The organism is Falsiroseomonas sp. RANM36 (genome assembly GCF_056682175.1).
Genome location: NZ_JBWXTD010000007.1, coordinates 119657 through 130869, shown reverse-complemented (window position 1 = coordinate 130869; position 11213 = coordinate 119657). Strand labels below are relative to the sequence as shown.

The following is an 11213-nucleotide window of genomic DNA, read 5'->3' as shown; positions in this document are numbered from 1 at the left end:
GGGGGGGGGGGGCGGGCGGGGGGGGCGCCGCCGCCGCCGGGCCGCCCCCGGGGCCGCAGCCGGCTATGCCGAACCTGCCGATCGAGCGAGGCGCCAGCCTCCGCATGCTGCGGCCCGTGCGCTTCGTGCAGCCGGACGAGGAGGTCTTCCGCGCCAACTGTGCGCGCTTCGCGCAGGCGAACGGCATCGAGGTCCGCGTGGACTTCGTCGGGTGGGAGGACATCACCCAGCAGACGGCGGTCACGGCCAACACCGGCGCCGGCCCGGACTGCATCATCGGCTTCAACGAGGCGCCGCACATCTACGCCGACAAGCTGGTGGACATGACCGACGTCGCCAACTACCTCGGCGCGAAATACGGCGGCTGGAAGGTGATGGCGCAGCGCTACGGCAAGCGCCACGGCACCGACAACTGGCTCGGCCTGCCTTTCGGCGCCTCCGGCGGTCCGCTCGTGTGGCGCAAGTCCGCGGTGAACGAGGCGGGCTTCCAGAGCATCCCGGATGACCATGCGGGCTTCCTCAGGCTCTGCCAGGCGCTGCGCCGCATGAACAAGCCGGCAGGCTTCGCGCTCGGCAACGCGGTGGGCGACGGCAACGGCTTCGCGCAGTGGCTGGTCTGGTCCTTCGGCGCCTACCTCGTGGACGAGCAGGGCAACGTCGCGATCAACTCGCGCGAGACGATCGCCGCGCTCGAATATCTCAAGGAGCTCTATGCGACCTTCGTGCCGGGCACGATCGCCTGGGGCGACATCAGCAACAACCGCGCCTACGCCGCGAACGAGGTCTGGCTGACCGCGAACGGCGTGTCGCTCTACTTCGCGCTGAAGAACGACCCCGCGACGCGCCCGATCGCCGACGACACCGAGCACACGCTGCTGCCGAAGGGGCTGGCGGCGACCTCGCCGATGGCGGGGCTCACGCTGAACGGGATGGTGTTCCGCCACAGCCGCTTCCCCAACGCGGCGAAAGCGCTGCTGACCTTCCTGATGGAGGCGGACCAGTACAACCCGTGGCTGGCGGCCAATCTCGGCTACTGGTCGCAGCCCTTGAACGCCTACGCCGACAACCCGGTATGGCGCAGCGACCCCAAGATCGCGATCTTCCGCAACGTCATGGATTCGACCTTCTACGCCGGCTACAAGGGGCCGATCAGCCAGGCCTCGGCGGCGGCGAATGCCGACTACGTGCTGGTGCAGATGTGCGCCTCCGTCGCCTCCGGCCAGGCCACGCCGCAGCAGGCGGCGGCCGAGGCGGAACGCCGCGCCCGTCGCCACTTCCGCTCGCGCTGAGCCATGTCCGCGACCACCGCGCCGGCCTGGACCAGGACACGCCAGCAACCCGGCGCGCTGGCGCGGCTGTTCGACAACAAGGCGTTCCTGATCGTCATCTGCCTGCTGCCGGCGGTCGGCCTGCTGATGACCTTCCTGACCTACCCGCTCGCCCTCGGCGTGTGGCTGGCCTTCACCGACACGACGATCGGGCGGCGCGGGATCTGGGTCGGCTGGGAGAACTTCGAATACCTGCTGGAGGACCCGATCTTCTGGAGCGCGGTGTTCTTCAGCGTGTTCTACACCGCCGTCGCCACGGTCGGGAAATTCGCGCTCGGGCTCTGGCTCGCCTTGCTGCTGAACCAGCACCTACCGATCAAGTCCTTCTTGCGCGCCATCGTGCTCCTGCCCTGGATCGTGCCGACGGTGCTCTCGGCGATCGCGTTCTGGTGGATCTACGACCCGCAATTCTCGATCATCTCCTGGGTGCTGATCGAGCTCGGCCTGCGCGAGACGAATGTGGACTTCATCAACACGGCGTGGCCCGCGCGATGGAGCCTGATCGCCGCGAACATCTGGCGCGGCATCCCGTTCGTCGCCATCACGCTGCTCGCCGGGCTGCAGACCATCTCGCCCTCTCTCTACGAGGCGGCGTTGCTGGACGGCGCGACACCCTGGCAGCGCTTCCGCTACATCACCTTCCCGATGCTGCTGCCGATCCTGGCGATCGTGATGACCTTCTCGATCATCTTCACCTTCACGGACTTCCAGCTGGTCTATTCGATCACCCGCGGCGGTCCGGTCAATTCGACGCATCTGATGGCCACCCTCGCCTTCCAGCGCGGCATCCCGAGCGGCCAGCTCGGCGAGGGCGCGGCGATCGCGGTGGCGATGATCCCGTTCCTCGTCTTCGCGACGCTGTTCAGCTACTTCGCGCTTGCCCGGCGCAAGTGGCAGCAGGGGGAGAGCAACGACTGATGTCGGACGTAGCCGCCAGCCCAGGCAGCACCAACACGGCCTCGGCCGCGCCGGAGGCGATGGCCTGGGACAGCCGCAGCCGGCGTGTCGTCACGCTCTATGTGCCCCTCGCCTGCTTCGTGATCATCCTGCTGTTCCCGTTCTACTGGATGGCGGTGACGGCGTTCAAACCGAACGCCGAGCTCTACGACTTCGCGACCCACAACCCTCTCTGGATCACTTCGCCGACGCTCGAGCACGTCCATCACCTGCTGTTCCGCACCAGCTATCCGAAATGGCTGTGGACGACGATGCTCGTCGCCGTCGCCGCCACCTTCCTGTCGCTCTTCGCCAGCACCCTCGCCGCCTATGCGATCCAGCGGCTGCGCTTCACCGGCAGCCAGTATGTCGGGCTGGCGATCTACCTGGCCTACCTGGTGCCGCCCTCGATCCTGTTCATCCCGCTGGCGACGATGGTGTTCCAGCTCGGCCTGTTCGACACGCCCTTCGCGCTGATCCTGACCTATCCGACCTTCCTGATCCCGTTCTGCACCTGGCTGCTGATCGGCTACTTCAAGTCCATCCCCTACGAGCTCGAGGAGTGCGCGCTGATCGACGGCGCCTCGCGCCTGCAGATCCTGCGCCAGATCACGCTGCCGCTGGCCGTGCCGGGCCTGATCAGCGCGGGCATCTTCAGCTTCACGCTGTCCTGGAACGAGTTCATCTACGCGCTGGCCTTCATCCAGAGCAGCGAGAACAAGACGGTGCCGGTCGCGATCCTGACGGAGCTGGTCACCGGCGACGTCTACCAGTGGGGCGCGCTGATGGCGGGCAGCCTGCTGGGCTCGCTGCCGGTGGCGATCTTCTATTCCTTCTTCGTGGACTACTACGTGTCCTCGCTGACCGGCGCGGTGAAGGAATAGCGCGCCGGGCCGTGCGGCGCGCTACAGCTTGCGCTCCAGCGCCGCGACGTAGCTGCGGTTGTGGGTCGGCGTGATCCACACCTCGTTGATCGTCACATGCGGCGGCAGGCAGGCGACGTAGCGGATCAGGTCGCCCACGTCATCGCTCTGCACCATCCTGGCGCGCTCCTCCGCGCTGACCGGGTTCGGCCGCCTGTCGAGGATCGGCGTCGCCACCTCGCCCGGGCAGACGACGCAGCTGCGGATGCCGTTGACGCATTCCTCCATGTTGATGCTGTGGCTCATCGCCACCACGCCGTGCTTCGCGGCCGTGTAGCCGGGACCGCTGAGCGGCGAGACGTTGCGCCCGGCCATGCTCGCCGTGTGGATCAGCACGCCGTCCTTCTGCTTGCGCATGAACGGAAGCGCGACCGTCACGCAGTACATCGCGGAGGAGAGATTGCCGCGCACCAACTCGTCCACGCCCTCGGTATCGAGCACGGCCCAGCGCCGCGCGGTGATGTTGAGCCCGGCATTGTTCACGAGGATGTCGAGCCGCCCGAAGCGGCTGCCGATGAAGGTGCCCACGGCCTTCACCGCCTCCGGATCCATCAGGTCCGCCGGATGGACCTCTGCCGTGCCGCCCGACTGGACGATGCGCGCCGCCACCGCCTCGAGCGGCGCGTGGCGCCGGCCGGTCAGCACCACCGCAGCACCTTCCTCGGCGAGCTTGAGCGCCGCCGCCTCGCCGATGCCGCTGCCGGCCCCGGTCACCCATGCCACCTTGCCGGCGAGCCTCGTCACGTCGCGTCCTCCCCTGATCGTCGCGCGGCCAGCCTACGACGCCCTGCCTGCTTGTCCACCGGCGGGACGCGTGCGAGGCTCCCGCCGCGGCGCGTGGAGGAAACGATGCGGATCGAACGGGTGCAGACCCTGGTCGCCGATGCGGGCTGGCGCACCTTCTCCTTCCTCCGGATCGACACCGCCTGCGGCGTCACGGGCTGGTCCGAATACAACGAGGCCTTCGGCAGCCGCGGGCTTTCTCAGGTCATCGAGGCGCTGGCGCCGCTGATCTTGGGGATGGATCCCCGCGCGAGCGAGGCGGTCGTCGCGCATCTGCATGTCCACACCCGCCAGTCGCGCGGCGGGCTCAACCAGCAGGCGATCGCGGCGATCGAAAACGCGCTGTTCGACATCCGCGGGAAGGAAGCGGGCAAGCCTGTCGCCGCGCTGCTCGGCGGCCCGGTGCGGTCGCGGATCCCCGTGTATTGGTCGCACTTCGCCACCTACCGCGTCAGCCAGCGCGCCTCGGGCCTGTTGCCGCCGCTCGAGACCTATGACGACCTCGCCAACCATGCGGCCGAGGTCAAGCGGCACGGCTTCCGCGCGCTCAAGACGAACATCCTCCGCAACCTCGACGGCCGGCTGCACTACTTCAACCCTGGCTTCGGCCGCACGCCAGGCTTCCCAGAGCTCAACTGGGACCAGACGACCGAGCGCTGGGCCCGCGAGCAGCTCGGCGTGATCCGCGAGGCCGTCGGCGCCGAGTTCGGCCTGATGCTCGACGTCAACTTCCACTTCAAGACCGAGGGCTTCCTGCGCATAGCGGACACGGTGGCGCCCTTCGGCCTGACCTGGCTCGAGATCGACAGCCACGACCCCGCCTCGCTCGCGCTGATCCGCGCCCGGGCGCGCTGCCCGATCGCCTCCTGCGAAACGCTGCACGGCCGGCGCGAGTTCAAGCCCTTCCTCGAGCGCCAGGCGATGGACACGGCGATCGTGGACGTCGTGTGGAACGGCATCGGCGAGAGCGCGAAGATCGCCGCCATGGCCGATGCCTTCGAAGTGAACTGCGCCCCGCACAATTTCTACGGCCACATGTCGTCGGTGATCAGCGCGCATTTCTGCGCCGCGATCCCGAATTTCCGCATCATGGAGATCGACATCGACAGCTGCCCCTGGCGCGACGAATTCGTCTCCGCGCCTCCGGTCATCGAGGATGGCGACATGATCCTGCCCGATGGCCCCGGCTGGGGCATCGAGGTCAACGAGAAGGCGGTGCGCGCGCGCCCGCCGAAGCATTGAGGAGACGCCGAGCGTGTCGAGCTTCCGGATCCTGACGCCCGCGGGGGCATCCTTCACCGTCGCCGGCGGCGGCTACGACCTGGAGATGGAGGCGCTGGAGCGGCTCGGCGCCGAGATCGTCGAATGCGCCCCGAACGAGGAGGCCTTCATCGCCGCGGCCCCGCTGGCCGATGCCGTCTACGCCAAGGGGATGAAGTTCACCGCGCGGATGATCGAGGCGTTGAGCAAGGCCAAGGTCATCACCTGCGCGACCGTGGGCGTGGACTATGTGGACGTCGTCGCCGCTACGGCGAAGGGCCTCCCCGTCACCAACTGCCCCGACACCTTCATCGAGGAAGTCGCCGACCACGCGATGATGCTGCTGCTGGCGACCCATCGGCGCTGCATCGAGCAGGACCGCATGGTGCGCGAGGGCCGCTGGGGCGAGGGCCGGCCGCAGCTTCTCAACATCCCGCGCCTGATGGGCAGCACGCTCGGCTTCGTGGCCTTCGGCCGCGTTGCGCGCCTGACCGCGATGCGCGCCAAGGCCTTCGGGCTGCGCATGATCGCCTACGACCCTTTTGTGGACGAACTGACCATGTCCGCGCTCGGCGTGGTGCCGGCGAGCCTGGACCAGGTCCTGTCCGAGTCCGACTTCGTCTCCATGCACGCGCCGGACACGCCGGATTCGAAGAAGATGCTGACCACGAAGCACTTCGCCCGCATGAAGAAGACGGCGATCTTCATCAACACCGGCCGCGGCCCGACGGTGGACGAGGCGGCGCTGGTCGCGGCGCTGCAATCCGGCCAGATCGCCGGTGCCGGCCTCGACGTGTTCGAGGTGGAGCCGCTGCCGAAGGACAGCCCGCTGATCGGCATGCCGCATGTCATCCTCTCGCCGCACAACGCCTCCGCCTCCGCGCGCTTCGACGAGGCGCGCAAGCGCCGGGCGGGGCAGGAGATGGCGCTGGTCTTGTCCGGCCGCTGGCCGATGAGCTGCGTCAACCCCACGGTGCTGCCCGGCTCGGGCCTGCGCCGCTGGCAGCCCTATGCGATGGAGCGGGGTCCGAACAGCTGATCGCGACGGTTCACGCGGCAGACGCATCGGACTAGGTTGCGCGCCGAACGCCAGGAGAAACGCGGATGTACCAGGACACGCAGCTCTATATCGACGGCACGTGGCGCGCCGCGCGCTCGGGCCGGACCCTCCCGGTCCTCAACCCGGCGACCGAGGAGGTGATCGGCCAGGTCGCGCATGCCGGCAAGGACGACCTGGACGAGGCGCTGGCCGCGGCCGAGAAGGGCTTCGCGGCCTGGAAGAGGGTCTCGGCCTACGACCGCTCCAAGCTCATGCGCAAGGCCGCCGACATCCTGCGCTCCCGCGCCGACGAGGTCGCGCGGCTGATGACGCTCGAGCAGGGCAAGCCGCTGCCCGAGGCGAAGATCGAGGTGATGGCGGCCGCCGACATCATCGACTGGTTCGCCGAGGAAGCCCGCCGCGCCTATGGCCGCGTGGTGCCGGCGCGGGCCGAGGGCGTCTACCAACTGGTGGTGAAGGAGCCGGTCGGACCGGTGGCCGCCTTCACGCCCTGGAACTTCCCGATCAACCAGGTGGTCCGCAAGCTGTCCGCGGCGGTGGCCACCGGCTGCTCGATCATCGTCAAGGCGCCGGAGGAGACGCCCGCCTCCCCGGCGATGCTGGTCAAGGCCTTCGTCGATGCCGGGCTGCCCGCGGGCGTGGTGAACCTGGTCTATGGCGTGCCGGCGGAGATCAGCGAATACCTCATCCCCCATCCGGTGATCCGCAAGGTGACCTTCACCGGCTCGACCCCGGTGGGCAAGCACCTGGCCGCGCTGGCCGGCCAGCACATGAAGCGCGTGACGATGGAACTCGGCGGCCATGCGCCGGCGATCGTCTTCGACGACGCGGATCTCGACCTCGCGGTGAAGACCCTCGCCGGCGCCAAGTTCCGCAATGCCGGGCAGGTCTGCGTCTCGCCGACGCGTTTCCTGGTGCAGGAGAAGCTCTACGAGAACTTCGTCGAGAAGTTCGTCGCGATCGCCAAGGGCCTCAAGGTCGGCGACGGCATGACGGATGGCACACAGATGGGACCGCTGGCGCATGACCGCCGCATCCCCTGGGTCGAGGGGCTGGTCGCCGATGCACGCCAGAAGGGGGCGGAGGTCCATGCCGGCGGCGAGCGCATCGGCAACAAGGGCTATTTCTACCAGCCCACGGTGCTGACAGGCGTCGGCAAGGAAGCGCGCATGATGAACGAGGAGCCCTTCGGCCCGCTCGCCATGATCGCGCCCTTCAAGGAATTCGACGAGGTGGTGGAGGAGGCGAACCGCCTGCCCTTCGGCCTGGCGGCCTATGCCTTCACGCGCAGCGCCAAGACGGCGAATGCGGTGGCGGCGAAGGTCGAGACGGGCATGATGACCATCAACCATCTCGGCCTGGCGCTGCCGGAAGTGCCCTTCGGCGGCGTGAAGGATTCCGGCTACGGCTCCGAGGGCGGCTCGGAGGCGATCGAGGCCTATCTCAACACCAAGTTCGTGAGCCAGGCCGGCCTCTGACCCGGCGAAGCCCCTCCCCCCCCGCCCCCGGGGGGGGGGGGGCCCCCCGCCCCCCGTCCCACCGGAGGCGAGCCTTTGGCGCGTCACGCCTGGGGGGACCGGACCTTAATATCCACAGCTTTTCGCATGCAGGCCCACACCTAGAACTTGTGCCCCACCGCCGCATTGTCCTACCGTATCTGGTGTCTGGGGGCAGGTGGGAGCCAGCGAAAATGGACTGGACGAACGAGGCCATCGAGCGCCTGCGCGCCCTTTGGGCGGAAGGCCACTCGACGGCGGAAATCGGCCGCCGCATGGGCATCTCGAAGAACGCTGTGGTGGGCAAGGCGCACCGCCTGAACCTGCCGCCCCGCCCCTCGCCGATCCGCCGCGAGGCCACCGAGGGGGCCGCGCCGCGCCCGCAACCGGTGCGTGCACCGCGCCCCGCCGGCATCGCCCCGCGCCTCACCCTGCCGCCCGTCGCGCCGCCGCCGCCCGTGCCGGTGCTGACCCCGGTCGCCGCGCCCGCCCCGGTGGTGCGCAGCTTCCCGCGCTTCTCGGCCGCCCGCGCCTGCTGCTGGCCGATCGGCGAGCCCGGCCAGCCCGGCTTCCGCTTCTGCGCGGCCGAGGCCCTGGGCGGCAAGCCCTACTGCGCCGAGCACGCCGCCGTCGCCTATGTGAAGGCCCGCGACCGCCGCGAGGACGCCGCCTGACGCCTATTCACACCCACCGCCGCCTCCTACATGCTGGCGGATGAGTGAGGGACGGGTCGGGATGCGCATCCTTCTTGCCGAGCCGCGCGGCTTCTGCGCCGGCGTCGTGCGGGCGATCGAGATCGTGGAGCGCGCCCTCGCGATCCACGGCGCCCCCGTCTATGTGCGCCACGAGATCGTGCACAACCGCCACGTCGTCGAGGACCTGCGCGCCAAGGGCGCCGTCTTCGTCAACGAGCTGGACGAGGTCCCCCCCGGCGCGCTGACGATCTTCTCGGCCCATGGCGTCGCCCGCGCGGTGGAGCGCGACGCGACGCAGCGCGGCCTCGATGTGCTCGATGCCACCTGCCCCCTCGTCACCAAGGTGCATGTGGAAGGCCGCCGCTACGCGCGCGAAGGCCGCGCCGTGATCCTCATCGGCCATGACGGCCACCCGGAGGTCGAGGGCACGCTCGGCCAGATCGACGGCGAGGTGCACCTGGTCGCCGACGTCGCCGATGTCGCCGCCCTGCCGATCCCCCTCGACGCCCGCGTCTCCTACGTCACCCAGACCACGCTCAGCGTGGACGACACCAGGGACGTGATCGAGGCGATCAAGACGCGCTTCGCCGATGTGGTCGGCCCCGGCACGCGCGACATCTGCTACGCCACCCAGAACCGCCAGACCGCCGTGCGCGACCTCGCCAAGGAGTGTGACGTGGTGCTGGTGGTGGGTGCCGCGAACAGCTCGAACTCGAACCGCCTGCGCGAGATCGCCGAGGAATGCGGCGCCCGCGCCCATCTCATCGCGGATGCCGGCGCGCTGACCCATGCGATGGTGAAGGGTGCGACAGCCGTCGGCGTCACCGCCGGCGCCTCCGCCCCCGAGCGCCTGGTGGAGGAGGTGGTGGCGACGCTCCGCGCCCTCGGAGCCGCCGAGGTCTCGGCGCTTCCCGGCATCACGGAGGACGTCACCTTCCGCCTGCCGACCCGCCTGCAGCCCGCCGAGTAGCCGCGCTACAGCGACCAGCGCAGCAGCGCCGCGGCGCGCGGATCGGCGCCCCGCAGCGCCATCTCGGCCTGCCCCAGATAGGCCTGCCGCGCCTGGTGCAGGTCGGTGAGCGCCCGCAGCGCGTCGGGCGAGGCCTGCACCGCCTCCACCAGCCCCCGGCCGATCTGCTGGAGGGAGGCGCCGGCCGCGAGCATCATGCGCTCCGCCCCGTCGGCCGCGAGGCTCTCGGCGCGGCGCTGCCCGCGCATCGCGACATGGGTGGCGATCGCCAGCGGCGGCGGGGCGGAGACGTAGGACATCGCCCTCTCACCCTACGCGACGGTTCTTGCCGCAAGGTTGACGCGGACGCGGGTGCCCGGACGTGCCTAGACTGGCCCCGCCAAGGGAGGACACCGCATGCCAGCCACCACCACCAGCCACGCCGCCGACGCAGAGTTCGAGCGCGGCCTGCGGGCATTCTTCGAGTATCGCGACCTCGGCATCCGCGACGCCACCGCCGGCGCCTTCGGCGCGCATGTCATTCGCGCCATCCCGGGCGCCCACGCCACCGGCCAGTGGCACACTCACGACCTCGGCTTCCAGATGTTCTTCGTGCTGAAGGGCTGGGTGCGCTTCGAATACGAGGATGTCGGCGAGAAGACCTTTCGCGCCGGCGATTCCTGCTACCAGCCACCCCGCATCCGCCACCGCGAGATCGCACATTCGGAGGATCTGGAACTGCTCGAGATCACCGGCCCGGCGGAGTTCCCCACCGAGGACGTTCCTGCGCCGGCGAGCGCCTCCGCGCCCGCGCGATGACATTTCGATACGCCGCCTTCGGCCGGGATTGACGCCGCAACGGCCGTGGTTCCCACTCCCTCTCGGTCGTGCGGCGCAGCCGGCGGCCAATGCAGTCGTGAATCGTGGGGACGTCATGCAGCGCAAACTCGTCGCCGAGTGTCTCGGGACGCTCTGGCTGGTGCTCGGCGGGTGCGGCAGCGCCGTGCTGGCCGCCAAATTCCCGGAGGTCGGCATCGGCCTGGTCGGCGTGTCGCTGGCCTTCGGCCTGACCGTCCTGACGATGGCCTACGCCATCGGCCACATCTCGGGCTGCCATCTCAACCCGGCGGTGACGCTCGGGCTGGTCGCGGCCGGCCGCTTCAAGGCCAGCGAGGCGCCGGGCTACATCGGCGCGCAGGTGGTGGGCGCGATCCTCGGGGCGCTGCTGCTCTACATCATCGCATCCGGAGCGCCGAACTTCGCGGGCGGGCTTGCGGCGAACGGCTACGGCTCGGCCTCGCCGGGGCAGTACGGCCTGTTCTCCGGCCTCGTCACCGAAGTGGTGATGACCTTCTTCTTCCTGATGATCATCATCGGCTCGACCCACGGGAAGGCGCCGGCGGGCTTCGCGCCGATCGCCATCGGCCTTGGCCTGACGCTGATCCACCTGATCTCGATCCCGGTCACCAACACCAGCGTCAACCCGGCGCGCAGCACCGGCCCGGCGCTGTTCTCGGGCGGCACGGCGATCCTGCAGCTCTGGCTGTTCTGGCTGGCGCCGATCGCCGGCGCGGTCGCCGCCGGCATCGTCTCGCGCTGGCTGCAGGACGAGGCGCCGGGCGCGCTCGTCGAAGGGGACGGTCGCTGACGGCCTGACGGGTGCGGGGCGCTGCCCCGCGCCCCTGCCTTCACTCCACCTTGGCGCCGGAGATCTGCACGAGGCGCTGCCACCGCGGCGTCGCGGCGCGGGTGAGCGGCCCGGCGGCCGCCCGGGGGGCGCGCC

At 69.7% G+C, this 11213-nt stretch carries 12 protein-coding genes (1 of these 12 cut by a window edge); 10 read left to right on the top strand and 2 right to left on the bottom strand.

From position 1 onward, the window contains the following. The 3 genes in view from AC1MIR_RS24750 to AC1MIR_RS24740 are tightly spaced (at most 3 nt apart) and all read left to right on the top strand, a layout consistent with a single transcriptional unit that may run on beyond the window. On the top strand, nt 1-1289 hold the 3' portion of the coding sequence (locus AC1MIR_RS24750; protein WP_480030838.1) for an ABC transporter substrate-binding protein. 64 nt of this gene lie to the left of the window's left edge; 1289 of the gene's 1353 nt are visible here — the last part of the coding sequence; its start codon lies off the left edge, out of view; it ends in the stop codon at nt 1287-1289. A gap of 3 nt (nt 1290-1292) precedes the next feature. Continuing rightward, complete coding sequence (locus AC1MIR_RS24745; RefSeq protein WP_480030837.1) at nt 1293-2246, top strand: carbohydrate ABC transporter permease; 954 nt, start codon at nt 1293-1295, stop codon at nt 2244-2246. Continuing rightward, nucleotides 2246-3148, top strand: coding sequence for a carbohydrate ABC transporter permease (locus AC1MIR_RS24740; RefSeq protein ID WP_480030836.1), 903 nt, complete (start codon nt 2246-2248; stop codon nt 3146-3148). The genes AC1MIR_RS24745 and AC1MIR_RS24740 overlap by 1 nt, the downstream gene beginning before the upstream one ends. Nucleotides 3149-3169: 21 nt before the next feature. Here the strand turns inward: AC1MIR_RS24740 and AC1MIR_RS24735 are convergent, their stop codons facing one another. Continuing rightward, nucleotides 3170-3931 (bottom strand): SDR family oxidoreductase, encoded by a 762-nt coding sequence (locus AC1MIR_RS24735; RefSeq protein WP_480030835.1) that lies wholly within the window; start codon nt 3929-3931, stop codon nt 3170-3172. A gap of 105 nt (nt 3932-4036) precedes the next feature. Between AC1MIR_RS24735 and AC1MIR_RS24730 the strand changes: the two genes are divergently transcribed. The 5 genes from AC1MIR_RS24730 to ispH all read left to right on the top strand — a co-directional run bounded on the left by AC1MIR_RS24730 (nt 4037) and on the right by ispH (nt 9451). After that, nucleotides 4037-5212, top strand: a complete 1176-nt coding sequence (locus AC1MIR_RS24730) for a mandelate racemase/muconate lactonizing enzyme family protein (RefSeq protein ID WP_480030834.1) — start codon at nt 4037-4039, stop codon at nt 5210-5212. Between the two features lie 13 nt (nt 5213-5225). Then, a complete protein-coding gene (locus AC1MIR_RS24725) occupies nt 5226-6269 on the top strand; it encodes a C-terminal binding protein (RefSeq protein WP_480030833.1) in 1044 nt (347 codons plus the stop codon). 65 nt (nt 6270-6334) lie between these two features. Then, nucleotides 6335-7768 carry an NAD-dependent succinate-semialdehyde dehydrogenase gene (locus AC1MIR_RS24720; protein WP_480030832.1) on the top strand — a complete coding sequence of 478 codons (1434 nt, stop codon included), beginning with the start codon at nt 6335-6337 and terminating at the stop codon, nt 7766-7768. Between the two features lie 212 nt (nt 7769-7980). Next, on the top strand, nt 7981-8460 hold the full coding sequence (locus AC1MIR_RS24715) for a GcrA family cell cycle regulator (protein ID WP_480030831.1): 480 nt from the start codon (nt 7981-7983) through the stop codon (nt 8458-8460). 61 nt (nt 8461-8521) lie between these two features. Further along, a complete protein-coding gene (gene ispH / locus AC1MIR_RS24710) occupies nt 8522-9451 on the top strand; it encodes a 4-hydroxy-3-methylbut-2-enyl diphosphate reductase (protein WP_480030830.1) in 930 nt (309 codons plus the stop codon). 5 nt (nt 9452-9456) lie between these two features. Here the strand turns inward: ispH and AC1MIR_RS24705 are convergent, their stop codons facing one another. Next, nucleotides 9457-9750: a hypothetical protein gene (locus AC1MIR_RS24705; protein ID WP_480030829.1), complete on the bottom strand. Its 294-nt coding sequence runs from the start codon at nt 9748-9750 to the stop codon at nt 9457-9459. 97 nt (nt 9751-9847) lie between these two features. Between AC1MIR_RS24705 and AC1MIR_RS24700 the strand changes: the two genes are divergently transcribed. Next, the gene (locus AC1MIR_RS24700) at nt 9848-10249 is read left to right on the top strand and encodes a cupin domain-containing protein (RefSeq protein ID WP_480030828.1); all 402 of its coding nucleotides are present in this window, start codon (nt 9848-9850) and stop codon (nt 10247-10249) included. A gap of 115 nt (nt 10250-10364) precedes the next feature. After that, entirely contained in the window at nt 10365-11078 is a 714-nt protein-coding gene (gene aqpZ / locus AC1MIR_RS24695) for an aquaporin Z (protein ID WP_480030827.1), read from the top strand. Nucleotides 11079-11213: the final 135 nt, after the last annotated feature.